The sequence below is a fragment of the Veillonella parvula genome (assembly GCF_032577575.1).
In the GTDB taxonomy this organism is placed as follows: Bacteria; Bacillota; Negativicutes; order Veillonellales; family Veillonellaceae; genus Veillonella.
In genome coordinates this window covers 256,094-282,159 of sequence record NZ_JAWFVO010000003.1, presented here as the reverse complement: position 1 = coordinate 282,159, position 26,066 = coordinate 256,094, and the positions used below count along the sequence as shown (strand labels likewise).

The following is a 26,066-nucleotide window of genomic DNA, read 5'->3' as shown; positions in this document are numbered from 1 at the left end:
TCCTTATCGACGATTACGATAGTATCTAAAGCCCAGTACTACAGCTATAATGACAAATACAACAATCATAACAATCAAGAACTCATGATTGTACTCGATAAGGTCTTGCCAATTTTCACCAAGCACCTTGCCTAAGTAAACGAGCAAAATCGTCCAAGGAATCGTACCGAGTACCGTCCAGATGATGAAATGCCACATGGGATAGCGTGCCATTCCTGCAGGGAAGGAGATAAAGGTACGAACACCAGGTAAAAGTCGACCAAAAAATACAGCTACACCGCCATATTTATTAAACATCTTTTCTGCCAGTTCAAATTTATGTTCATTAAAGAATATATATTTACCATATTTCAATAATAAAGGGCGCCCACCATGCTCACCCATCCAGTAGGATACCATAGAACCAACAATACCTGCTAAGATACCTACCACCATTGTTGTATGCATATCAAATATGCCTTGAGCTATCAAATACCCCGCAAAACCAAGTACGATTTCACTTGGAATAGGCACGTTAGCATTTTCTAGAACCATTGCAATAAACATGGCCGTATAGCCATATGTTTCCATAAACGAAATAATATATTCCACTATTTTACCTCATTAAAAATCCCCATCCGGGTTCTATAATGTACTTATTCTGGTACATCATTTCGTGAAAGTTTCACCCAACCATTTAGTACACTATATATTTTACCATAATAAAGAGACCCTCACCACAGGTGGGGTCTCTTTAAGGTATAAACAGTATGCAATTTTCGAAATAGCTTTTTTGCTATTGTGTACATTTCAGTAAAAACAGCTAACAATTAACTAGTATATAGCATTTAAGTTCCTCTATTTAAGCAAGACCATATGGTACACATATAGGACATGTTTCTTCACTGCGAGGACTTTGTAAAATATCCGCTTTAATACCGAACCACTCTGCTAAATTCTCTGGGGTCATCATCATATGCGGAGTTCCATCACCTACAATAGCTCCCTCTTTAATAGCAATAATGCGGTCACTATAGCGCAAAGCTAGATTCAAATCATGGAGCACCATAACGACCATAATATTTCGTTCCCGCTGTGTGCGTTTAACTAGCTCCATCAACTCAATTTGATGGCGACTATCGAGATAGGTAGTCGGTTCATCGAGGAGTAGAATATTCGGTTCTTGCGCCAAACTTAATGAAAGCCATACGCGCTGCCGTTCACCGCCGGATAGTTCCCCTATTTGCCGATACCGATATTTCCATACATCTGTGCATTTCATCGCCTGCTCCACAGCAGCTAAATCCGCATCAGATAGTTCCTTAAAAATCGATACATACGGATTTCGTCCGGATCGAACCAACTGCTCAACTAACATTCCTTCAGGGGCGGTCGTAATTTGCGGTAACAAAGCTATATGACGCGCTAATTCCTTTGTATTCCACGAATGTAAAGATTTTTCATCTAACGATATAGTCCCTTGTTTTATCTTGATAAGCCGCGCCAAAGCTTTCAAAAACGTTGATTTTCCCGAACCATTTGGACCAATAATAGATATTATTTCCGGTTTATCAAAGACGATAGATTGATTCTCCAGTATCAATCGTTTTCCATAACCTACCGTTATATTGTCGACTATTAACACACTCATCTTCGCCCCACCCCTTTCAATAGATACAAGAAGAATGGAGCACCCAAGAAGCTCATCAGTACGCCTACAGGAATTTCACCGGGCGCAATCATCATGCGCGCCAATGTATCTGCATAAACAATTAATATGCCACCAAAGACCATAGACGTAGGAATCAAGTAACGATAATCCACACCTACGATGAGGCGCGCCACATGAGGCACGATAAGGCCTACAAATCCCAACATCCCCGACACACTCACTGCTGATGCGGCTAACAAAGAGGCTAATACGAGCAACAAAAGTCGGCATCTTTCAACATGCACACCCAAGGTGCGTGCCGTATCATCGCCTAAACTAAGCAATGTAAGCCATCTGATAGATATCATAGATCCAATAATGCCTATAGCCGTATAAGGCCAGATCATCATCACATCGTCCCAACTGCGCCCTACAAAACCACCTGCCATCCAGCTCACCGTTCCTTGAACACGATCTGGATAAAAAACGGACAAAATCGTATTAAACCCGCCGAAGAAAGCCGCTACAGCCACACCGGCTAAGATAAGGCGCAACGGATTAAGTCCACCTTGCCAAGAAATACCGTAAACCAAAAACGATGCCACTAATGCACCAACAAAAGCACCAATAGGAACAAGCATAACGTAAGTAGGCATGAGAATCATGATGATCATAGCCGCCAAAGCACCACCAGAGGTAATGCCAATAATGCCAGGATCCGCCAAAGGATTTCGCAAGATACCTTGTAAAATCACGCCAGCTAAGGCAAGATTCATGCCCGCTAAGAATCCCACTACAACACGTGGTAAGCGTATAGTCATGATAATTTGACCAATTTTTGATGTATCGCCACCCGTTATGATTTGGTATAATTCGCCCCAAGTTAATGGAACGGCACCCAATTTCATACTCAGCAACACACCTGCTATTAACAGAATCAGCGCAGCCACAAAAACGCGTAAGCCACGACGTTCCTGCACATTAATGAGATTGTCCATATAACACCTTTTCCGCATATAATAACACTTGATCCATTCGGGCAGTCGGCACCGACGCAAACAACGGACCCGGCAAGACCTCTATATTCCCATTAGCAATAGCAGGTACATTCTGCCATGCCGGCGTTTTAAAAGCCTTTTTAAAAGCTGCTATATCTTTCTCACCGCTACTGCCATGATTAATCAAGATAACCTTGTCACAATCAAGAACGGCCATCGTCTCCAGATTAAGCGGAATATATCCATCCAAAGCATTCTCCGATACATCCTGCGGCAAATATACATCAGCCACATTTTTTGCCCCTAATCTTTGGAAAATATCTCCCACATATGTTTTACTGGAGGCTAGTTGGTAACTCGTAGGCGTCCCAAAAACGATGAGGACACGCGGTGCAGACTCATCTTTATGACGCTGTATGATTTCCGTTAGGATATCATTATATTTCTGGACCAACGCAGCCGCCTCCCTATCATGACCAGTCATGGTGCCCACATGTCGAATATGGTCCATGATGTCATCATAATTGGAGGACAAGTGGTAAAAGCTAGGAATATGATTCGCATTAAAAGCTTTGCGCAACGCCGTTTGAAACGGCATGGCAATGCCGATAACGAGATTCGGGTCGGACATAATAATTCGTTCAATACTTGGAGATACAGCACTATTCATATTCGGATACTGTGCAATTTTAGCCTGCACATCTGCCGGTAATTCCCTTGAATTTACTACGCCTACGGGGCTAACACCTAAAGTGATAAGCAATTCACTATCCGCCGAAGAAATAGATACTACACGACTTGCTATGTTTGGCAACGACACAATTTGCTTCGTATCATCTTCAATCTGAATAGCACCAGCCTCGCTGAATACCTCTCGCTTGCCTTCAAAACTTGTAGCCGTAGTGAAAACCCCCACAACAGTAACAATCCCCAATAAACATAATAATGGCTTATTGATAATGATCACCTCGCAGATTACTTATGCAAGCTAAACCTCATACATTATAGTTTCAAATTAATGCCACTATATTACATACACCAATACATATGCATGTATTTCATTCATACATTAAAGCCTCAGCATTTCATGCGTACATTAATATCTCACTATTACATACGCAAGTTAAGGCCCATGCGATAAGTAGCGCCATGAATATCCCGTAAGTCTTGTTTTTCGCCAAATATATTTTCAACCCCTACATACATGGATGCATTATCATTCAACTGACGAGTCACCATAACATTCCAAGTTTGAATGTTTTTCTTCTTCGGAATGCTGAGACGTGGGTTAACAACGATAGCATCAATGCCATCAAGGTAGTTAATATAATAATTACCCCAGAACGCGCCAGTCCAGCGACCTTGATGATAATTAACACCACCACTGAATACATGACGACCACGGTTTAACAGACGATTATGGGTAACGTCATTCTTCGCATCCAAATAAGTATAGTTACCGAATACATCCCATTTATCATTGAGTCTATGATTTACAGATAATTCCACACCTTGCAATACAGCACGAGGTAAATTGGAATACGAAACATAAATACGGCGATTCGCCATATCAATACGATTGGCACCGCTTTCAATATAATTTTTAATAACATTGTGGAAATAGGACGCCTTAACATTTGTCCGTTTCCAATCTTTTTCGACAGAGAAATCAAAGTTATAAGAGCTTTCAGGTTTCAAATTAGGATTACCTTGCAAATATATATCGAAAGCCCCTAATCGCCCTCTTGGCACATTAGATGCCATAAGCCAATGATGATACATTTCCGTCATACCAGGTGTGGAGTAGCCTGCACCATAGTTCATTTTAAAGCGAAGACTATCATTTGCTTTATAGGTAACACCAATCTTAGGCGACCAATGGCTATCAAATGCATTTGACGTATCGTAGCGAACAGCAGGAATAATTACCCATTTACGACTAGGTTTCCATTGATGTTGCACAAAGTAACTACCGTAATTAATGGTTGCCTTACCCGCAGTATCTGTAATGCCTTCTCGAGTTCTTGACCATGCTATGGAGCCATTATTAATACGCGTACTAATCGCTTCTTGACGGCGGAATTGAACGCCATAAGTCAAGAGATTCTTCTTATCGATTGATGTATTAACCTGTGCGTCTGTAATCCATTCTTTATTATAATATTCATCCCAAATGGATAGTTTTTTTATGCCACCCGTGCGCTTATATTGATCATAGGTGTCTTTGTAATGATTGTAGTAAGACTGCACCATAAGCGATGACCGACCGCGACGACCATTCCAACGAAGACCTGTGCTTGTAGTAGTCGTATTTTTATCAACCGATTGAGTTAATGAACTACCTTTTTTCGTATTCATATCCAAGTCTTCAGTTTCTCGATCTATAAAGAAGAAAAATTTATCTCTTTTTCCCGCTTGATAAGATACGTCAAAATGAAGCGGTATCCGATCACCATGATAATTATTATCCGAGCCAGAATCATTATTACCCGCTATATTCCTGCGAATACCTGCACCAATCGATCCGTTCCACTTTCCTTTTTGCCCACTACGAGCCAATACATTGAAGTTATATCCTGTCGCACTCGATGCATCACGTCGGGAAATTTCAGTATTAACCTCTACACTTGGCTTTCTAGATTGCTTTGTAATAATATTAATAACCCCACCATTCGCCTCAGAACCATAAAGGGCACTCGACGGTCCACGAGTTATTTCGATGCGTTCCACATTATCCATGCCTTGGCGAAGCCAGCCCATGGCGTTAGCTCTCGTTTTCGTCAATTCTCCCGTAACACGTCGTCCATCAATAAGAATTAATGTATGACGAGATTCGGCACCACGCATCGTAATATTTTGTCCACCGTGGGCATCGGTGCTGAAAGCAACGCCTGGCACACTTTGTAAGGCTTGCTCTAAATTACGATATTGGCGATCTTTAATTTCCTCTTGTGAAATAATCGTTGTCGCAATTGGCACATCGCGAACTAAAGCCTCCGTACGAGTAGCCGTAACCGTAATATCTTTCATGCGTCTTGACTGCTCATTACTCACAGTATTTTGAGATTCATTCACACTATCTACACTTGTAGAACTATTATTTTCTGCACCTACCACACCTGCAACAGACGTTAGACATACAACACACAATAGTGCTGCCCATGACTTTTTCATCACACACCTCCAGAAAATATATTAGGGCTCTAATAGTATAAAACGATATCTAATCTCAATTATATATTCATCAGGAATAACTATCAATATTATTTTATGTTATCAAAGTAATATATATACATATAAAAAAACTAGTATCCATAAAGATACTAGTTTTTCATTATACTTATAAATTATAATGAATTGTGATATCTGCATATTGTTGTGTACCTGTAGAATTTTCAGCACCGCCCACACTATAAGCATATTCCCTAGCATGTTCTGATAACATAGGGTCATCAGAATTAAGAATTTCCACACTGGCAACACTACCACCTGGGGCAAAATAAATCCTTAGTGTCACATCACCTTGAATCCCCATAGTGTATGCATCTGTAGGGTAATTACTATTAATTGCACTTTGTAAATTACTCCAATACCCATCATAGCTAAATACGCCGCCACCGCCGACATCTGCTTCAGTACCTCCGGTACTTTCACGATCGCTAAGCCCTTCTCCACTTCCTGTTGATGCATACCCAATTCCAGGACCTTCAGGCCCGACAAGTCCACTCCCCGTATTGCTACCGACAGAAGATTGTTTAATAGTACCTGTTTCACCAGCACGCGCTTGTTGACTAGACGGACTTACATCACTTTTTGTAGGAACAGCAGAGTTCCCATTTTGTCCTCCGTGACCGGCTCCACCGTTATCAGGTTGAACTTTATTATTTTCCAATTCTTTTTGGTATTGAAGTTCATGAACCTTCTCTTCTTTAATCTGCTCTTTAATTTCTTCTACTTGTTTCTCCGCTTCCTGTTCCGTTAGAAAATTAATTTGCAAAGATCCGATCATTTGAGATTCGATGTAATCAGAAAAGGAAATAAAAGCAACACCAACCGTAATAATACTGATAATAGTAGCAATAACAAAGGCTTTTTTATAGGTCATATGTGGATATTTCCACACATCTACATATTTTTTCGGCATAGCATCACCTATTTATTAACAGTGGCAATACTAATACTTGCAGCGCCGGCTACTTTCATATCATCCATTAACTCCACGACCTTGCCATAGCTCAAATCCTTATCGGCACGAATAAGGAAATTTTGATTTTTATTCTCTCCAATCTTGGCTTTCACAGAGCTAATAAGCTGTTCTTTCGTCACATACCCATCATCTATCATCAGCTGCCCAGATTTTTCAAAATCAATTAAAACCGGGCGCAACTCAGCGGACTGCTGCGTTTTCGTTTTTGGCAGCATAATAGATAAGGATTGTTGTGGAATTGTATATATGGTGCTAATCATAAAAAATACGAGCAAGAAAAAGATGATATCAATCATAGGAATAACCATTAAAGTAGGCTTTTCTCCCTCCATACGACTCATTCGTTTCATGCAGCATGCCCCCGATCATAAGAATCTAAAACACGAGAAAATGAATCTTCTAAACGAGATATCGTCATGCGTACATGATGGGTAAATGCAGCATGGAAACATAATGCTACAATAGCCACGCAAAGCCCGGAAGCAGTTGCGACAAGGGCTTCCCCCACACCACCGGTAATAGCAGTAGGTACCGCACCGTCAGCACCGAATACCTGAAAGGCACCAATCATACCCGTTACAGTACCAAGTAAGCCTAATAATGGTGCTATCGTAATAATGGTAGAGAGCCAATCAAGGCCACGAGAAGCGTGCGTATAAACATGAGCCACCATATCCTCCATTTTGGATTGCAATACATTACGATTCTGACACTGTCCAAGCACGCGAGGTAGATTATACGAAATATTAGCTGTATATTTAGATCCTAAGGTAGTTAATAAGGATTGCCAGTTCATTTCGCTCTCTTCTAATGCATCATTCAGAGCAAACATTTCCCGCTTCAATTGTCGATAATAAGCTATACGTTCAATCGCTATAGCTACGGCAATGATAAGGGCCACTAGTAATGGCCACATAACAAATCCACCATGTAAGAATAATTCCCAAGCCTCTTTCATCGTAAACCTCCTTTATTAACAGCTTAATTCTATAAACTTATTTTCTCCCCTACTAAACTAGTTTTAAATAAATCAAGTTACATTAAAACGATAATTAAAATCACTTAATAAGTCTACCATATCATACTATATTTTCCAACATCATATAAATACCAGTCATTATAAAGGATATTATAAATTATAAATCTGAAATAAATTTGAACTTACGTCTCAATTGCAACGCAAAAAGAGACCTTGCTTTGATCAAGGTCTCTTTTTATTAAATTATATTTCCACTAACAAAATCACATCGTACATAATCAGTACTATTGCAATTCAGTAGTTTGTGTCTTTACTTCACGAGCCGTAGTAAATGCTGCTAATTCTGCATCACCAGCACCAAGAATGACTTTGTTAGCCACTAACGCATTAGCCGCTGTTTTAGCATCTTGTAAAGTAATTCCAGCACGAGGAGCACTAATTGTGACTGATGTGCTTTTACCACCGACCGTAGAAAATGTAAGATATACAACGCGTTTTTCCGCCATGTGGGCGCCTCCTTTCACGTTTCATAAACAAGTTCATCGAATCTAAATAGACTATATAAACAAGTTAAATTACAAATATGCCTATCTTCGATTCATATCAATAAGGATGGGAATGTGTGGACTTGCTATTTCTACACCTTTTTACGACTATATAAGAATGTACGAAACCAGCAATTAAAAATGTGTTTGGATCACCTAAAACAAAATGGTAGAAAACCTACACTTAATGTCCTAAGGATACTTCATTGACGCGGACCACGTCGGACAAGCTGTGGTCATACAAGGCTGCCAGCGCATTACCAACGGTTTTCACATGATCGTCAGACGCTTCTTCCGCAACACGAGTATAGGTTACGTCTTTGTACTTCGGCGCATCTTCGGTACCGATGTTAAAACGCAACACCAATTTAGTGCGTTTAATATTGGCCATCGTATCACCTCCTTTCACCCTCTTATATTCCTGAGGCCCTCATTCGACAACCCTCTTACCGTTATTTAAGGTACTTATGGTGAAAGTAGCTGAACTCTGACTGTAATACTATAAATTGAAATAGAAAAAGACCTCTACCTAATGTTATCTAGAAGTTTATCAATCTAGATAACACCGGTAAAGGTCTATAAAGTGCTCTTACTACGAGTACTATCCATATACATATTATTCGGTTTTCAAAGCCAACATAAAGTCATATGCTTTAACAGCGGCTTCAGTGTCCACAAAATGTAGAGGATTTAACATACGACAGAATTTAAAAAGATATTCATGTTTACCCAGAATGTCTTTTATATGTAGAACGGTCTCACGGGCTGTACAAGCTGAGCTATAGCCATTCATCATAGCATATAGATAACATATAGGTAAATTATCCTCTCGGAAAAAACTGTGAACAAAGACGAGTAAATCCCAGCCTTGCGGTGTTAACTCAGGCCAACGACGGCTATTTTCCCAATCTAGCAGAGTAATCTTATCTTCTTCTGGCTCATAAGTAATGTCTCGCATGGCAGGACGACCATGGCTTAAACCATAATCATGCAAGCGACCCAATGTCTTGCCAAACATATAAAAAATATGACTTAACATATCTTGCAAACTATCATCCTCTGGATGTTGAGCAGGCAATTGGCTATAATATGTTAACGTTTTGCCACAATCTTCTGTAACAAAATAATGTTCTCTAAAACCAGCAATAACAGGAGCTACTGGTAATTGCGTATTCACAAAAGAAATCTTGTAAAACTCATAATCAAAAGAAGCTCTAGGTGCGGGCTTAATCCAACTAGAGCGATGGTTACTTATATCCTGTTTTACAAAGTACTGTTTGTTGTTAAAATCCACAGAAAAAACACGATGTTCTGTCTCTTGATCAATCATTCGATCGATATATTCTAATAGCATATCATTCATTATTTTCCCCCCGTATATACACTCTATAATGCTAATCACCCTCTCAAAGCATAATAACTAGTATTTCCAATATAATATCTCCCAAATTTATATTGTATAGTCTAGTATATATAGCATTATAATAATTTATGAATTACAACATATTAGCTATTACTCATATAAGTGTATACAATTTGTGTACTTATTATACTACAATTATCAATCGATATCAAAATCAAATTTATTTATAAAGTTAGTATTTTACTGTATTTATTTTACATTTATCGGTTTATATATATTTCACGATTAATATTTCAGTACACTTAAATCCAAATCTATTACCATTAACATTACTGGAGCTCTATTTATAAAAAAGAAAAATCCCCTAGCCTAAGCTAGGGGATTCTTCTGGTAATTATGATAATAGGTTTAGATTCAGACTACTATATAGACCAACTCTGATCATGTCTAAATCAAACGAATTAACCTACAAATTTTGTCACTGCCGCAGTATCAGTTAAGTGACGTTTAGGCATACCCATTTCAGCAGGAGAAATGCCAAGAGCAAGACCTACTAATTGGGACATGTGCAAGATTGGCATATCTTTGCCACCGCCAACAACTTCTTTAGCTTCTTTTTGGAACATATCAAGTTGCATTTGGCAAAGTGGGCAAGGAGTAACTACGCAATCTGCACCTTCTGTTGCCGCATCTTTATTGATAGAGCCAGTCATTTGCATTACGGAATCATGCGCAGGGTATACAGCATGGAAACCGCAGCAATCAAGTTTACGGGAGAAGTCGATTGGTGTAGCACCGATAGCAGAGATCAAATCTGCTAAGGATGTAGGCATTTGATAATCTTCGAAGCCCAATTCAGTTTGAGGGCGAAGAATATGGCAGCCATAGTATTCAGCTACACGTAAACCAGTTAACGGTTTAACAACTTTAGCTTTCAATTTGTCCAAACCGTAGTCGCGGATCAATACCCATAAGAAATGAGTAATATCAGTTGTACCGCGGTATTGTTTACCGATTTGAGCTAATTTTTTGTTAACTTCGTTCTTTTCTTTTTCGTTTGCATCAAGTTCATTTTTAGCTTCACGAAGCATCAAAGTACAAGTATTACATACAGTTAAAAGGTTTAAACCCTTTTCTTCTGCCAATGCAATGTTACGTGCATTTGTAGCGAGTGTAACTTCTGGAGCGATATCTTGAACGTGGGAAGCGCCGCAGCAAGTCCAGCCGTCAAGTTCTTCCAACTCAATACCTAATTTTTTAGCTACAGCAACTGTTGCTAAGTAATCTTCTTTGGCAGCGCTTTCAAGAACGCAACCTGGGAAAAATGCGTATTTCATTATTTGCTTACCTCCTCAGCTGCTTTCATGAGTCTGCGAACACCATCAATACCGTTTACAGGTTTTTGAGGTACTACAAGTTCAAATGGGTTGATTTTGCTGTGTTTCCACAAACGCAATGCATAGAATGCTTGTTTAGCGGAATCTACAACACCATCAGATTTCAAGCTCATAGAAACTTCTTTCAAGCGACCAGTTTTGTAAAGGTCCTCTTTGAAAGCAACTGCATGGCGAACGCCTTTGCTGTTAGTAAGACCAGCTTTTGTAGCTTCTTTACGCAAGTTGGAAATGTCTTGAGCAGGTTTTAAGTGTTTAGGGCAACGGGAGATACAGTTCATGCAGTGAACGCATTTCCAAAGGCCATTGTCGAATGCAGGTTGAATGTGAGCCATAGGTGCATCATCACGGCTATCCAATACGAAACGGTTAGCTTTTGTGAATACATATGGTTCCAAGAAGTCGTCTTCGCGAGCAGTCAATTTGTTACATTCAGACGCACAGCAACCGCAAAGGATACATTCTGTACCAGCAACGAATTTTTTGAAGTCAGCTGGAGTTTGGCGAACGATTTTGTCCCCTTCGTTGAATTCAGCTTTAAGGAAAATCCAAGGAGCAACTGTTTTCAAACGATCAACTTTGGATTCCCAATCAACAACTAGGTCACGGATAACACGGAAGTTGCCGATTGGAGCGATTGTCAATTCGTCTGTGCCATAACGTTCTGTTAATTCATCGATTTTAGATTCACAGCCGAGCATCGCTTCGCCATTTACACGAATGGAGCAAGCGCCGCAAACTGCGGAACGGCAAGCTGCCAAGAATGTCAATGTTGGATCTTGAGTATCTTTAATTTTTTGAAGGCCCCAGAGGATTGTACGGTCAGGTTCGTAATCGAATTTGAAAGTCTGTACAAACGCGCGACCTTGTTGGTAACGGTGAATATGGTAGGTGATTTGTCTCATCTTAGTACTTCCTTTCTTGTGGTTCGTATTTAGTGAACACTACGTCGCGTTCTGTTAATTCGTATTGACCGTCAGCACCTAATTTGATCAAGGAATGTTTTAAGTATCTTTCATCATTACGTTTAGGATGGTCTTCACGAATATGAGCACCACGAGATTCACGGCGGTGTAAAGCGCCCATAGCAATAGCTTTTGCTACTGTTAACATGGAGCCAATTTCACAATAGTTTACGAATGCCATGTTGTAAGTACGTTCAGGGTCACCTACATAACAAGTTTTATAATCTTCAATCAATTGTTCGATTTCTTTTAATGCTTCAGTAATACCTTCTTCATTACGGAAGATACCTACTTTATTCCACATTGCATCAGCCAATGCATCGCGGATTTCTACAACCGGACGACCGCCTTCACGGGATGTTACTTCTGTGAAACGAGCTTCCCAAGCTTTTGCAGCTGCAGCAAGTTCCGCATCTACGTTAGGTTGTTCATGTGTTTCAGCATAATCAGCTGCGCCAGCACCGGATACTTTACCGAATACTACACCGTCTGCCAAGGAGTTACCACCCAAGCGGTTCGCACCGTGGATGGAGATACAAGATGCTTCGCCAGAAGCGAACAAACCAGGCAATTCACATGCACAAGTTTTGTAATCCACTACGTCGATACCGCCCATTGTATAGTGACATGTAGGACGAATAGGTACCGGTTGAGTCAATGGATCGCAATGTTCGAAGCACATAGCTAAGTCGCGGATACCATGAAGTTTTTCGATAATAACTTCAGGGCCCAAGTGACGAAGGTCAGCTACTACATATGCGTTAAGGCCAGAACCGAAGCCACGACCTGCAGCGATTTCATCTTCGATCGCTTTCGCTACAACGTCACGAGATGCCAATTCCATTTTGTTAGGCGCATATTTTTTCATGAAACGTTCGCCTTCAGCGTTAAGAAGGTAACCACCTTCACCACGAACCGCTTCGGACATCAAGATACCAGTACGACCAAGACCAGTTGGATGGAATTGGATCATTTCCATATCTTTCAAGCCGTTACCAGCGCGGAATGCTGCTGCCATACCATCGCCTGTGGAAAGGAATGGGTTTGTAGTACGAGTCCAGAAGATACGGCCTGCACCACCAGTAGACAAGATAATAGCTTTCGCTTTAATTTGTTCTACTTTACCTTCTTTCATGTTCCAAACTACAGCGCCACCAACGTGACCTTCTGCAGATTTAACAAGATCTAAAAGATACCATTCTTGTAAGAAGTGTACGCCTTCTTTCAAGCATTGTTCGTAAGTTGTGTGCAAAATAACGTGACCAGTTTTATCCGCAGAGTAGCAAGTACGTGGATAGGATTGACCACCGAAGTTACGTTGCGCAATTTTATTCTCTTCAGTACGGGAGAATGGAGCACCCATGTGGTCCATTTCAAGTACGCCTTCTGGACAACGAGAGCAGAAGAATTCGATTGCATCTTGGTCGCCAAGATAGTCAGAACCTTTTACAGTATCGAAAGTATGAGTTTCAACTGTATCTTCAGCTGCAACGTTGTTCAAACATGCATTTACACCGCCTTGCGCCATTGCTGTTGCAGAGCGAGTTGGGAAAATTTTAGTAATAAGAGCTACTTTTAAGCCTTTGCGACGACCTACTTCAAGAGCCGCACGCATGCCGGCGCCACCGCTACCTACTACTAGAACATCAAACTGTTCCATAATGACCTCCTCATAACTACCTATTAATAAGAAACCTGTTAGACTATCTCATTTCAAAAACTTATAAAAATTTTTGATAACCTAATCATTTTTCTTTCAAGAAAAACCCCATACTTATGCGATTTTTCTTATTTCTTTACCTATAATTATAGAGAGCATTTCAGGTCATGTCTAAACCCTATTATGCATAATTAATTTTGATTAATCTAATTGATAATTTATTTCACTTAGCATTTTTAGGGTAAAAAGAGGAGTCAAAAAATTACCTATATGAATAATTTTTACAAGAAGTTAAGGATTTTACGAAAGTAGTTCGGTTCCGAAATTTTTCTACTTTTTTATTTCCTTTGATATCTATATAATTCGCATAGATACTAGCTTTTTAATTGTCGCTAACCGTTCATAATAATTAATATCCATTAAATTCCTACCAAATCTACCTCGAATTTAATTATCGAAAATTATCGTATTTATCCGTTCATAACAAGCATTTATTTCTGTGATAATAATTATCATAAGTTTTTTTAGTGATTTATCGCACATCATCTAAAATCGATAAAATCATTCTCATCTATGCGCATACGGCAATCTTCGATATAGTTAAATTTTATTCATTAGCAGAATTCATTAAGTTTCTGTCTTCCACCATTTTTAAGGCTTTTAAAGATGAAGAAAAGTCTTGTAAACTCGCATGTACATTCATCTTTTGCTCATTACTATTGTATAAGGTATGATAATAGATAAATAAGTTATATAATATTATATATATAGTCACCTTATATGGTGTTGTAGCTTTCAAAAAAAGGAAGTTTATATATATATAATGACTATAATTAATGTAGTTGGAGAGCTATATTTTTAAATCATACATAAGGAGAACAGAGAATGAAAATTTTACTTGTAGAAGACGAAGAAATGCTGAATGGTATCACGGCTAAATATTTACGTGCAGAGAATATGACAGTTGATACATGCTTCAACGGGCAACAAGCGATCGATTACGTTAACACATCCAGCTATGACGTTATCGTAATGGATATTATGATGCCAATCCTCGATGGTATCAGTGCTCTTGCACAAATGCGTAACGACGGTAATACAACACCGGTATTGCTTTTAACAGCAAAAGATTCCTTACAAGATAAAGTTACAGGCCTTAACACTGGCGCGGATGATTACCTTGTAAAACCTTTCGATCTTGAAGAGTTAACTGCTCGTATTTATGCATTGGCTCGTCGTAATGCGCGTCATGCACAAAACGATATCCATGTAGGTCCACTTACCATCAATGTTCCTCAACGTACAGTTAAACGCGACGGCGAAACAATTACATTGACTGCAAAAGAATTCGACCTATTATTCTATTTAGCAAGTAACGAAAATATCGTATTATCTCGTCAACAAATCCTTGACCATGTTTGGGAATACGATTATGAAAGCTACTCTAACCTTATCGACGTATACATTAAAGATTTGCGTAAGAAAATTGATACTGATGAAAATGTAAAACTCATTCAAACGGTTCGTGGAGTAGGGTATGTCCTCAAAACAGAAAACTAATGATCCTCACCGAGATCTAGATACCATGTCTGGGGCAGCCACCGATTTATTTAATCGGCTGCCCCTAACCTTTAAAATTATGTCGTGGTATACCATCTTTTTGCTTATCATTTTGATGGTTGCATCCGCATGGATTTACGCATATACACATGAATCCGATAACAAAGAAGTGCGCGAGCGCTTACAGCAGCAAGCGATGATTATGGCTACGGATATCCGCAAGTTTAAACCGTACCAAGATAACACATTCTTCTTTGTATCAACTCAAGACGGCTATATTATTAAAGGCGCCTTGCCGGATGGGTTTCCAAACCAAACAATCCTTTCCTTAGGTCAAGTTGGTGAAATTGCTGCTGGTGATGATACCTTCTACTACTACGATACTCCGGTCAACGAACCGAACTATCGTGGTATTTTGCGTGCTGTTACAAAAGTAAAAACAGCCTCTAAAAAGACGGAAAACCTTTTATACAGCTTACTATTAGGGAATATCATTTTCTTACTAATTTCCTCCCTAGGCGGTTATCTTTTCATCAAAAAAGGACTTAAACCGGTCCGAACTTTAACAAAAACAGCTAAAGTCATCGGTAAGAACAACGACTTGAGCCGTCGTATCGACATTCCAGCTCGCACGGCAAGAGATGAAATCTACGAACTAACTACAACATTTAACCGTATGATTTCAGGTCTTGAGGATTCTTCCAATCGTGAAAGACAATTTAGTTCTGACGTATCTCATGAGCTACGTACACCAATTGCCGTTATTAAAGCAGAAAGTGAATTTGCTTTAAAATACGGTCGTACAGAAGCAGATCTACGGGAAGGTTTAACACATATCTTAGAGCAAGCCAAGTTCATGACTAATCTTGTAAGCCAACTGCTTGATGTAGCCCGCCTTGAAAATGCACAAGGTCTAAGCTTTGCACCTGTCAATGTATCATTGATGTTATCCAATATGGTCCACGACTATACAAGACTTTGTACAGAAAATACAGATAAACAGATTACGATTACATCTCATATTGAGCCTAATTTACATATGAATGCTCACGAAGTATCATTACGTCGAGCTATCACAAACCTAGTGGACAATGCCATTAAGTTTACAAACTCTACTATTGATATTTCGGCTAAACTCGTAGGCAGAGACTTAGTCATTACCGTAACAGATAATGGTATTGGCATCGAACCTGAAGCTCTGGATCATATTTGGGATCGTATGTATCAGACGGAACAATCGCGAAACAAAAAATCTAATCACGGTATAGGTTTAGGCCTCTACTTTGTAAATAAAGTTATTAACTTACACCATGGTACAGTAACGGCCACGAGTGAACCACAAGTAAAAACTACATTTACAGTGCGATTGCCGTACAACACAACTGAAGAATAACACAAAAGGGACTGACCATTTGGTCAGTCCCTTTTCTATATTGATTTTAATCTTAAAAGCCCATAATGTAGAATTAATTAAACCATAATAAACTAGCATATAGAAGCTTTTTCTATATACTAGTTTTATGTATTTAGTTTTAAAGCAACTTATTATAGATAATTAACTTTAGCCTACAAATTGTTGCCAGAACGGCATATATACATATTCGAGAAATGTCCACACGAGTAGTCCCGCTACAGCACCAACGACGGCACCATTAATACGAATCCAACTGAGATCATCCTCCACCTTAGATTCGATAAAGTAAATAAATTTATCTGTACTAAGGCCGCCTAATACTTGACGTATGATAGTTTCAATGAGGTCATACCCTTGTTCAAGGACGTAATCCCCAATATCGTGTAAGGTTTTTTCAATACGATTTCTAAGATCTTCTGATTGACCGTATACATTCCATAATTCAAGAGCAATATTAACTAAAACCTGAGCCGGAGTTTCTCCGTTTTCATCCCCTACGAGCAATAGTTCTTCTATATAAGGGCATAAATGGTTTTCAATAACAGATTCCCAATCTTGTTCGCGAATCCAACGTTCCCACGCTTCATCAAGAGCATCGCAGACTTCATGGTTCTCTTCAATATTACGAATTGGTTCTACCCATTGTCGCAACCAAGCAGTTCGTTCGGGGCTATTGGGTCGCTTCCAGCTTTCCAGCATCGCATAGGCCTCTTGGACAATAGCCTCTGCCATTTCTTGATAGTTTACTACATCGGTAGCTTCGGACATAGAAATAAGGAAATCAGACCAGAACCCTTTTCGCTTTTTCTTATGTGCCTCTTCTGCTACGACAGCGGTAAGCCAGGTAACCATAGCCGGATGATTGATTCGTTCTTGAATCACGTTTAAAACTTGTACTACCATGCTTTCATAGCGATTATGCTCACATAAATCGAGTAATACATGTTTCAAAACGGGTACGAGAGAATGTTGTTGAAGCAATCCACGAATGCGTTTTGCCCCCCATTGTGCCCATTCTTCATTAGTTTGAGATTTCCATAAAAGGTGTAGTCCTTGATGAATCACAAGGCGTGCTGCTCGCTGTCCCTCAGGAGACAACAAGAACTTTTCAAACAATGGCACAAATTGCACATTTTTCAATAATACTTTACAACGCTCCTTGGTAAGCATCTTCGTCTCTACAAGTTTAATAACGCCATTAATGAGACGATCTTTATTGCGAGGAATTAGCGCTGTATGATATGGGAAACCTAGTGGCTTACGGAATAATGCTGTTACAGCAAACCAGTCAGCCACACTACCGATGAGGGCAGATTGGACAGCCCAGTACAACGGTTGATACCAACTTTCATAGCCAAAGAAAAATTGTCCTACAAAAGCAAAACAATACAATACGGCAGTCAAGCCTAAAATGCGATTAGCACGCTGTTTCAAGGTAAGGGATTTCAAATAACTAATCATTTGAGCACCCCCTCTACAATGATGGTCAAACCGTATAAGATGCCCCCAAGGACAGCCCCTATGAGGGAACCATTAATACGCACCATTTGAAGGTCATAGTACATTTTGCCACGAACAATTTGAGTGATTTCATCAGGCGAGTAACGAGATAACTCCTGACCTACCACACTGTCGATGAGGGGGTTCAATTTCTGCAACCACGGAATACTACGCAACAAGAAGAACCGCTCAAACGGCGCCTGCTTATCTGGATTCAACAAAATTTCGGTGCCGAGAACATTAAAGCGCTCCATAACGATGTCCATGAGGCGTTTCCAATCCAATGTATCCCCATCGATAAGTTTGCCTTCCCATTCTTCAAGAACCATTCTAATCCACTGATTTTTATGTTCTTCGATGAAAGCTTGCCACTCTGTATTAGTTTCCAAATTATTAAAAAAGCGAATTGCTTGGCCCCATACATAGCGTCCCAATGCAGAGTCAATAGATTCATTTTCCTTCAAGAATTGAACGGCTTTTTTCTGTACCGTTTCTACCAATCGTTCTGGTGAAAGTCCATCTCCACCAAAGGCGATAGCCAATTCGCGAAAGAAAGAATCCTTTGTATAAGTTTTCATAATGTCTAGCATGACGCGATACAAATACGGATATACTTGATTTGATGCGATAACACGCTGACATGTGCGGTTAAAATAAAGCCAAAACACGCTTGCTGTGTGACGTTCTAGCATACAACGGCCAAAGAGAATAACGAGGGGTGTTGCTTTCCAGTTTGTAACCCCCTTATAAATGGCCTTATTAATCTCTTGGCGCATCGGTTCAATATCCATATGAGATAAAACTTGATTGCCCACACCGTACAAGAGATTTCGAATTTGAACTTGTCCCACATCGCTCATGCCGTATTCAACGATACGGACCATAACGCGTTCTTTTTTGATAGCATAATACATCTGTGGCACGCGCAATAGCTCTTCGCTGAGCATAGTGCGGCCTATTTGAATTAATCGTTCCTTACTGCGCGGCAAGATTGCCGTTTTGAAAGGAATGCCTAAAGGCTTCGTAAAGAGAGCCGTTACTGCATACCAGTCCGCAAGGCCGCCTATCATAGCTGCCCCAGAGATATGCATGATAAAGGCCCAAAATATATCATGTCGCTGCGGATATGAAATTAAAAATATAATAGCCATGACAACCAACAGGGTGGTTGCCACTGGTTTGGTTTTCATCATCACTTGATCCTAACTTACTCAATTACGCATATAGACTGTTCCTATATAACGTAGTGACCTCGAGGTCTACGGACTTTCACACTTATATCTACAATCTAAAATGTAGCCTCATCGCCATCTTTTTGAGGTTCCCAAATCGGCACCTCCCCAAAGAGAGCTTTAAAGTACACAGACGGTGTCCATAATGGACCATTCAAATGCATTGGAATAAAGGCTTTATTCACCTGTACACGGCGCAAAAATTCAATACTACCCCACTCCATAGCGTCTTCCAAACGATTGTCGACAGGGAACATCGCTACATCTACGGACAAACCATCTAATTCCTTGAACTCACGCCAAGCCATACGCTTTGCATCCGCATTGTTTTCTGGCGTATCGCCAAGCCAATGCCACCAATTAAGGTCGCCTGCATGGAAGATAGAGTCAGAGTCGATATTCGCCGTATTTGTCTTTACGTAAAAAGAACCGCCTTCATCGGTGCTGCCATACATATGGATGCCTACATCATCTAATATCGCATCTTGGCCAGGACGCATGGTAATACATTTTTTTACCTTGCCCTCTAACGGCACATCTTGATGACAAATATAGCGCGTTTGAGGACCATCAAACTCCGTAATGGATGGGTTAAAGTGATCTCCATGAGTGTGGCTCACGAAGAACCAAAGTTCACGACCTCGTTTAGCCAACTGCCAAACAATATTATTAGGATCCTTATAATAATCAAACACATAGCAACGCTTACCATCCTCTACGAGGAATCCGCTATGCGCTAAAAAAGTAACATGTAACATTATTATCAATACCTCTAATTTATTGAGAATTTATATCATTCGTGTATTTTATTATACCATATTTTTCTTAATACATGGCATAAACAAAAGACCTTTCATACTTCGTACAAAGAACTCTATATAACACATGTAACGGATTATGAATACCTATATAAGATTATCATGATATGTATAGAGGACTTTTAACTCCTTCTTAAATCTATATAGTGCCACATATGTTTAATCGTAATAGGGCAGAAATGCCGCTGGCATTTCTTACATGCGGCCAGCGGCTTTCATATAGTCGATATATTGGTTGCCCCAATTTTCAAGGGATGCGAGAACTGTTTTAAAACCGGCCCCCACTTCGGTAAGACTATATTCAACCTTAGGTGGAATTGTACCATATACTTCACGATGTACAAGGCCATCATCCTCCATTTGACGCAACGCTCTTGTAAGAGTTGCTTGCGTGATTGGATATAATCTTCGCTCTAGTTCACGGAACCGCACAGGACCTTCAGATAATTCATGCATGATCAACAAAGACCATTTGCCGGCTAATAACTTTTGACTCGTTGCAAAAGGACAGCGGCCCACTAAATCATGAACATTTACGAGTTGCTCTGCCATTGTAATTCTCCTTATATATCTAACTTAAGTAGCTTGTTATAACAAAATTAATATCTATAGCTATGCTACTCTTTATCGCTATACTACAATTTCTATTTCGGTATTAGAAATATTTCCACTTAATGTAGTTCAAATCTTATCATAATTTTTTAGAATTGCAAGCACTTTATAGTATCTTTTTTTAGGGTACAAAAATTTTTGAAAAAATTTTAATCAGTAAACATCACAATTCTATCATTTTTGATAGTACCTATCTCAAATAATTCTACTATTCAAAATATTTGCACCAATATATAATAAACTGACTAACTAAATACAATTATCGGTTGGTAAATCAATAACTATTAGATTTAGTCATCAACATTTATAGCTAAACAATTGTATCAATTTTACAACATTAAACAGATTACACATTATCAATTGAAGGATTAGGTGATATTATGAAACGCATGCCAACATTATTCGTAGGCCATGGCAGTCCCATGATGGCCTTAGAACATACAGAAACAACAACTACTTTCAAAAATGTAGGACAAAATATAATCAACAACTATGGCAAACCAAAAGCCATACTTGCCATCTCCGCTCATTGGTATGCAGATGGCACTTACATTCAAAGCACAGAGAATCCAAAACAAATTTACGATATGTATGGATTCCCTCAAGAACTCTACGAAGTTGTATATCCTGCCAAAGGAGACAGCAATTTAACGAAAGAAGTACAAAAATTACTGGGTAACTCCGTTTCTATAAATGATACTTGGGGCATCGACCACGGCATGTGGACCGTATTAGTTCACATGTTCCCTGATGCATCAATTCCAGTTGTCCAACTATCTATCAACAAATACCTAAGCCCAAAAGAAGCCTATCAACTAGGAACAAAGCTTCAGTCATTACGCGATGAAGGCTATCTTATTATGGGCAGCGGTAATATCGTTCATAATCTAAGACGCATAGAATGGAACAGTCCATCCGGCACCTCCGCCACAATTGAGTTTGACCAATACATTTCTAAGGCAGTCTTAGGAAACGATATAGATGCTATTGTTAATTACACTCGACATCCTCAAGCAAGCTACGCAGCACCTACACCAGATCACTATCTGCCATTAATCTATATTATGGGTGCTAGTGAAAATGCAAAACCGACTATATTTAATCAAACCTATAGTTTGGGCTCCCTATCGATGACGGGATTTATCTTTGAGGATGAGCCTCAAAACATACTTTAAGCCCATAAAGATACCAAAAAATCTCCTAGGAAATTTTTATTTCCTATTCACATAATAACCTTACATTACTATATATAAACAAATATATATATATTTTTTATATACGCAAAAGAACCGCTAGGTACAAAAACTAGCGGTTCTTTTCTTTACCATATTAATGACTCTACTAAACGAGTTTTTTAATGAAAGCTTCCATTTCCATCGGTTTTACAACAGGCTCGAAGCGCCCTACCACATTACCTTTACGATCTATAACAAACTTAGTGAAGTTCCACTTTACCTCATCATCTCTTAGATAATTAGGATCGATGCCATTGAGATAATTTGTAAGCATTTCAGTTTTATCACTAGGTGGGAAACCTTGGAACGGTTGTTCTCGTATCATGTATTTAAAAAGGTCTAATGCACTTTCATCGCGTACATCTGCTTTCCCCATAACTGTAAAAGTGACACCGTAATTCAATTTGCAGAAGGATTGGATTTCGTTATTAGAACCAGGTTCTTCCTCTCCAAATTGATTGGAAGGAACCGCAATAATTTCTAATCCTTGCTCTTTATATTGCTTATAAAGAGCCTCTAGTCCCTCATATTGGTGAGTAAACCCACATTTACTCGCCGTATTAACAATGATAAGAACTTTACCTTCATAAGTTTGTAAGGATTGTAATTCCCCAGACTTAGTAGGCAGGGAGAATTGATATACAGACATGGAATCTCCTAATTTAAATTAAAATTCTCTATTATATTTATAACGCACATCATAATCAAAGGCAGCTGTTCTATCAGCCGCAGTTTTCTGCCATTCTGTAGGTGCCGTACCATCCTTATCAAGGAAGAATCCCGAGTCAAGATAGCGAATAATAATATAGTTAGAATCTTTTTGATCAAAGCCATTACCGCGGGAGAAGTCGATACCATGTCCGGTATTACGTGTTACGATAGCTTCCAACAAAGGCAACGTAATGGCATTCAACGTGATTTTCATATCACATTTGTCGAAAATCTTTTTGAAGAAGGAACTAGGTTTTTCTTCTTTATACACTAGTAGTTTACTAATTGTACCATTAGATGCACACACTACGCGACGAATCTCATTAATAGGAATCTCCACCTTGCCATTTGAGATAACACCGTTTTTAATAGTAATTTCTCGTTTCCCCATGTAGGAGTAATCTAGTGGCAATTGAAGAGTGTCTAAATTTGCAGGGAAGTCCGCTGTCAATTTATTTCGAGCAAATGCTGCAATGATTGCTTTGGTTTCACGAATATTATGACCAGTATTATAATCTGTACGGTCAGTATCTAAATCTTGACCTTCTATATTTTTCCAATTGTGGTCTCTAAATATAATCGAATAGTTACTATTTGAATTTAAATATCTTGTAAGATGAAGCTCATTTACATCATCAAAATCAATGTCAGTTATAACTTGTCCATTCGAATCTTTACAGAGTACACCATTGTAACTAACCGTCAATATACGATCCGTACTTTCAAATACAACAGGATTTGTGTCGAATACAGAAATCATAGCCCTCTCCTTTTCACGACTTCAAACATAACTACACCTGTATATATCAAGTGCATTTACTCAATATATTGATTAAATATATTAATCAAATATATTTAATTTAATCATACACCTTCTATATGTATTTACGCAAACCGCATATTTCACCATAATATAGCTACAAACTAATATAGCTACAAACTCATAATTTTTAAGAAAACAAAAGACACCAACCATTCGATTGGTGTCTTTACTACATACAAGGAGCCATTTTGCAATAGAGCCTTGTCGTTATACAGATGATATTATAATCTATTTCATGTCAAACAAAACAGAATTTTCTAAGAAAATATGTTCATGCAGGCCTTCTTCTAAGGCTTTCATGGTCTTAAATACATAGACATAAGTAGCACAGCCATCTGCTGGTGCTGTGTACTGGTTGGTCAATGCACTTAAGGATTCCAAAAGTACACCTGCAGCTTCGTGTTCAGCCCGAAGTTCATCAAAGTCTATTGGTTTACCCGCTTTAAACTCAGGAAAGTCTACATGTTCTTCATGCCGGAAATGAGGTACAAGAGCGGATTTGAGTTGCAAAAAGGTTTGATAAATCTTTGTCAATTCCTTACCATGATGGTCATAATGTACATTTAGTAGTTTTGCCAATCCTTGGTCAATTTCATCAATCATATTCAATTGTTCTCGATGATAGGTATGAACGATGTAGTCAATCAATTGATCTTTAGAATAACTAAGCACCTCTGCACGAGAAGATTTCTGAGCAACTTGTACATCATTTAACATAGCAATGTATGCATCCACATCTTTACCTGTTTCTGCAATAGCCTCTGCTAAAGAATGTCCACCACCACAGCAAAAATCAATTCCATCTTTTGCTAATACATCCATTAACTCTGGATTTACTTTAACCGCATCAGCTACGGTCATGGATTTATTAATAGTTCCAAAACTCATAAGATACACCTCCAATGGTTTACGCCGATCTATATTCTTATAGTGATACTATACGATCAACCATGGATTCTGTCTGTCGCAGTGGCTACGAATTTGAAAGTAACATGACAACAATGGTAATGCCGTAGAAAATAACATAAAGTAATGAATATAAAAATACATAGATATATATTGAACATACAAAAAGCTGGCCCCATAGAGCCAGCTTTCAGCATATCAAAACATGTACGACATATGTTTATATATAATTGTGTGAGTAACTATTAGATGCTTTCAACAGCAGCGATAGCCGCAACATCTACAACGTCTTGAGCGGAGCAACCACGAGAAAGGTCATGGATAGGTTTAGCCAAACCTTGAATCAATGGACCAATAGCGTCAGCTCCAGCGAAGCGTTGAACCAATTTGTAACCAATATTAGCAGATTGAAGATCAGGGAAAATCAAGATGTTAGCTTTACCAGCTACATGAGAACCAGGAGCTTTCTTTTCTGCTACGGAAGGAACGATGGAAGCGTCCAATTGTAATTCGCCGTCGAATTTGAAGTCCACATTACGTTCTTTCAACATGTTAACAGCTTCTACTACTTTGTCTACTTCTGGAGTGGAAGCGGAACCTTTAGTGGAGAAGGACAACATGGATACGCGAGGATCAGCCATGCCAACAACTTTGCGAGCTTTTTCTACAGTGGATTCTGCAATATCAGCTAATTGTTCGCTAGTTGGGTTAGGCAATACGCCGCAGTCGGAGAAGATGAGCATGCCATCATCGCCATATTCTTTTTTATCTGTGAACATAACCATTGTGGAGGATACAGTTTTAAGACCTGGTTTAGTACCTACAACTTGTAATGCAGCGCGCAATACAGATGCAGTTGGAGTAGCAGAACCAGCAACCATGCCATCTACTGCGCCAAGACGAACAAGCATAGCGCCGAAGAATAAGCAGTCGCCTTTCATAGTTGCGTCAGCTTTTTCAGGAGTCATACCTTTTTTAGCGCGCAATTCTACGAATGTATCAACCATTTCTTGGTAACGATCGTAGTTAGCAGGATCGATGATTTCAGCGCCTTCGATAGAAACGCCAGCAGCTTTAGCCGCTTCAGCGATTTCAGCAGGATTACCTACTAATACAGGTGTGCAGAAACCTTCTTTTAAAATGATTTCAGTAGCTACCAAAACACGTTCATCTTGGTACTCTGGCAATACGATTTTTTTACCTAATGGTTTTACTTGGTTTTTCAAATTTTGAATTAAATCCACGATTTTTGCCTCCTTAACATTGGCATTACGCCATATCAATACTATTATTATAGCAAATTCAACCTATTGGTAAAAGTAAAAATTATTTCTTAACATATCATTCCTAGTATTATACTCTTTTTGTGAAAGTTGAAACTCATTCCAACTTTTCTCAATTTTAATTATCAACTTGGATTTCATTCCAACTTTTTATCATTTTAAATATAAGATTGGATTAGATTCCTAATTTTTTAATTTAAAACCTAACGCCTCAAATAAGTTTTATCTACG

25 protein-coding genes are annotated in these 26,066 nt (G+C 39.0%); 3 read left to right on the top strand and 22 right to left on the bottom strand.

What is annotated here, in order from left to right:
• Positions 1-3: 3 nt before the first annotated feature.
• From E7K77_RS07120 to E7K77_RS07055, 14 genes are all read right to left on the bottom strand, one after another.
• The gene (locus E7K77_RS07120; protein ID WP_060919138.1) at positions 4-591 is read right to left on the bottom strand and encodes a DedA family protein; all 588 of its coding nucleotides are present in this window, start codon (positions 589-591) and stop codon (positions 4-6) included.
• A 250-nt stretch (positions 592-841) separates the two neighbouring features.
• Entirely contained in the window at positions 842-1,630 is a 789-nt protein-coding gene (locus E7K77_RS07115; RefSeq protein WP_060919139.1) for an ABC transporter ATP-binding protein, read from the bottom strand.
• The gene (locus E7K77_RS07110; RefSeq protein ID WP_004694675.1) at positions 1,627-2,628 is read right to left on the bottom strand and encodes a FecCD family ABC transporter permease; all 1,002 of its coding nucleotides are present in this window, start codon (positions 2,626-2,628) and stop codon (positions 1,627-1,629) included. Before E7K77_RS07110 ends, E7K77_RS07115 begins: the two co-directional genes overlap by 4 nt.
• Entirely contained in the window at positions 2,612-3,544 is a 933-nt protein-coding gene (locus E7K77_RS07105) for an ABC transporter substrate-binding protein (RefSeq protein WP_325306169.1), read from the bottom strand. The genes E7K77_RS07110 and E7K77_RS07105 overlap by 17 nt, the downstream gene beginning before the upstream one ends.
• A gap of 194 nt (positions 3,545-3,738) precedes the next feature.
• A complete protein-coding gene (locus E7K77_RS07100) occupies positions 3,739-5,802 on the bottom strand; it encodes a TonB-dependent receptor plug domain-containing protein (RefSeq protein WP_325306170.1) in 2,064 nt (687 codons plus the stop codon).
• Positions 5,803-5,968: 166 nt separating this feature from the next.
• The gene (locus E7K77_RS07095) at positions 5,969-6,772 is read right to left on the bottom strand and encodes a cell envelope integrity protein TolA (RefSeq protein WP_325306171.1); all 804 of its coding nucleotides are present in this window, start codon (positions 6,770-6,772) and stop codon (positions 5,969-5,971) included.
• An 8-nt stretch (positions 6,773-6,780) separates the two neighbouring features.
• On the bottom strand, positions 6,781-7,185 hold the full coding sequence (locus tag E7K77_RS07090; RefSeq protein ID WP_004698134.1) for an ExbD/TolR family protein: 405 nt from the start codon (positions 7,183-7,185) through the stop codon (positions 6,781-6,783).
• A complete protein-coding gene (locus tag E7K77_RS07085) occupies positions 7,182-7,793 on the bottom strand; it encodes a MotA/TolQ/ExbB proton channel family protein (protein ID WP_004698154.1) in 612 nt (203 codons plus the stop codon). Before E7K77_RS07085 ends, E7K77_RS07090 begins: the two co-directional genes overlap by 4 nt.
• A 305-nt stretch (positions 7,794-8,098) precedes the next feature.
• Complete coding sequence (locus E7K77_RS07080) at positions 8,099-8,320, bottom strand: DUF2922 domain-containing protein (protein ID WP_004694662.1); 222 nt, start codon at positions 8,318-8,320, stop codon at positions 8,099-8,101.
• A gap of 223 nt (positions 8,321-8,543) precedes the next feature.
• On the bottom strand, positions 8,544-8,750 hold the full coding sequence (locus E7K77_RS07075; RefSeq protein ID WP_004698290.1) for a DUF1659 domain-containing protein: 207 nt from the start codon (positions 8,748-8,750) through the stop codon (positions 8,544-8,546).
• Positions 8,751-8,975: 225 nt separating this feature from the next.
• Positions 8,976-9,722, bottom strand: a complete 747-nt coding sequence (locus tag E7K77_RS07070) for a hypothetical protein (protein ID WP_004698107.1) — start codon at positions 9,720-9,722, stop codon at positions 8,976-8,978.
• Between the two features lie 461 nt (positions 9,723-10,183).
• On the bottom strand, positions 10,184-11,059 hold the full coding sequence (locus E7K77_RS07065) for a CoB--CoM heterodisulfide reductase iron-sulfur subunit B family protein (protein WP_004698224.1): 876 nt from the start codon (positions 11,057-11,059) through the stop codon (positions 10,184-10,186).
• Positions 11,059-12,021, bottom strand: a complete 963-nt coding sequence (locus E7K77_RS07060; RefSeq protein ID WP_008714753.1) for a succinate dehydrogenase/fumarate reductase iron-sulfur subunit — start codon at positions 12,019-12,021, stop codon at positions 11,059-11,061. The genes E7K77_RS07065 and E7K77_RS07060 overlap by 1 nt, the downstream gene beginning before the upstream one ends.
• A 1-nt stretch (position 12,022) precedes the next feature.
• Positions 12,023-13,741: an FAD-binding protein gene (locus E7K77_RS07055; RefSeq protein ID WP_128114460.1), complete on the bottom strand. Its 1,719-nt coding sequence runs from the start codon at positions 13,739-13,741 to the stop codon at positions 12,023-12,025.
• Between the two features lie 885 nt (positions 13,742-14,626).
• Between E7K77_RS07055 and E7K77_RS07050 the strand changes: the two genes are divergently transcribed.
• Together E7K77_RS07050 and E7K77_RS07045 are read left to right on the top strand one after the other, a co-directional pair.
• The gene (locus E7K77_RS07050) at positions 14,627-15,301 is read left to right on the top strand and encodes a response regulator transcription factor (RefSeq protein WP_004698139.1); all 675 of its coding nucleotides are present in this window, start codon (positions 14,627-14,629) and stop codon (positions 15,299-15,301) included.
• Complete coding sequence (locus tag E7K77_RS07045; protein ID WP_038150483.1) at positions 15,279-16,694, top strand: sensor histidine kinase; 1,416 nt, start codon at positions 15,279-15,281, stop codon at positions 16,692-16,694. Before E7K77_RS07050 ends, E7K77_RS07045 begins: the two co-directional genes overlap by 23 nt.
• Positions 16,695-16,862: 168 nt before the next feature.
• On the opposite strand, the gene E7K77_RS07040 is transcribed toward E7K77_RS07045, so the two are convergent.
• From E7K77_RS07040 to E7K77_RS07025, 4 genes are all read right to left on the bottom strand, one after another.
• Positions 16,863-18,176: a DUF445 domain-containing protein gene (locus E7K77_RS07040; RefSeq protein WP_325306175.1), complete on the bottom strand. Its 1,314-nt coding sequence runs from the start codon at positions 18,174-18,176 to the stop codon at positions 16,863-16,865.
• A complete protein-coding gene (locus E7K77_RS07035; protein WP_038125662.1) occupies positions 18,173-19,408 on the bottom strand; it encodes a DUF445 family protein in 1,236 nt (411 codons plus the stop codon). Before E7K77_RS07035 ends, E7K77_RS07040 begins: the two co-directional genes overlap by 4 nt.
• 95 nt (positions 19,409-19,503) lie before the next feature.
• Positions 19,504-20,205, bottom strand: a complete 702-nt coding sequence (locus tag E7K77_RS07030) for an MBL fold metallo-hydrolase (RefSeq protein ID WP_038125661.1) — start codon at positions 20,203-20,205, stop codon at positions 19,504-19,506.
• A gap of 255 nt (positions 20,206-20,460) precedes the next feature.
• Entirely contained in the window at positions 20,461-20,817 is a 357-nt protein-coding gene (locus E7K77_RS07025) for a winged helix-turn-helix transcriptional regulator (RefSeq protein WP_008714741.1), read from the bottom strand.
• Between the two features lie 440 nt (positions 20,818-21,257).
• Between E7K77_RS07025 and ygiD the strand changes: the two genes are divergently transcribed.
• On the top strand, positions 21,258-22,052 hold the full coding sequence (gene ygiD / locus E7K77_RS07020) for a 4,5-DOPA dioxygenase extradiol (RefSeq protein WP_325306177.1): 795 nt from the start codon (positions 21,258-21,260) through the stop codon (positions 22,050-22,052).
• Between the two features lie 166 nt (positions 22,053-22,218).
• Here the strand turns inward: ygiD and E7K77_RS07015 are convergent, their stop codons facing one another.
• The 4 genes from E7K77_RS07015 to pta form a co-directional block, all read right to left on the bottom strand.
• On the bottom strand, positions 22,219-22,761 hold the full coding sequence (locus E7K77_RS07015) for a glutathione peroxidase (RefSeq protein WP_287526051.1): 543 nt from the start codon (positions 22,759-22,761) through the stop codon (positions 22,219-22,221).
• Between the two features lie 18 nt (positions 22,762-22,779).
• On the bottom strand, positions 22,780-23,583 hold the full coding sequence (locus E7K77_RS07010; protein ID WP_325306178.1) for a hypothetical protein: 804 nt from the start codon (positions 23,581-23,583) through the stop codon (positions 22,780-22,782).
• Between the two features lie 291 nt (positions 23,584-23,874).
• Positions 23,875-24,534 (bottom strand): DUF542 domain-containing protein, encoded by a 660-nt coding sequence (locus E7K77_RS07005; protein ID WP_316059582.1) that lies wholly within the window; start codon positions 24,532-24,534, stop codon positions 23,875-23,877.
• Between the two features lie 263 nt (positions 24,535-24,797).
• Positions 24,798-25,796 carry a phosphate acetyltransferase gene (pta, locus tag E7K77_RS07000; RefSeq protein ID WP_004698157.1) on the bottom strand — a complete coding sequence of 333 codons (999 nt, stop codon included), beginning with the start codon at positions 25,794-25,796 and terminating at the stop codon, positions 24,798-24,800.
• Positions 25,797-26,066: the final 270 nt, after the last annotated feature.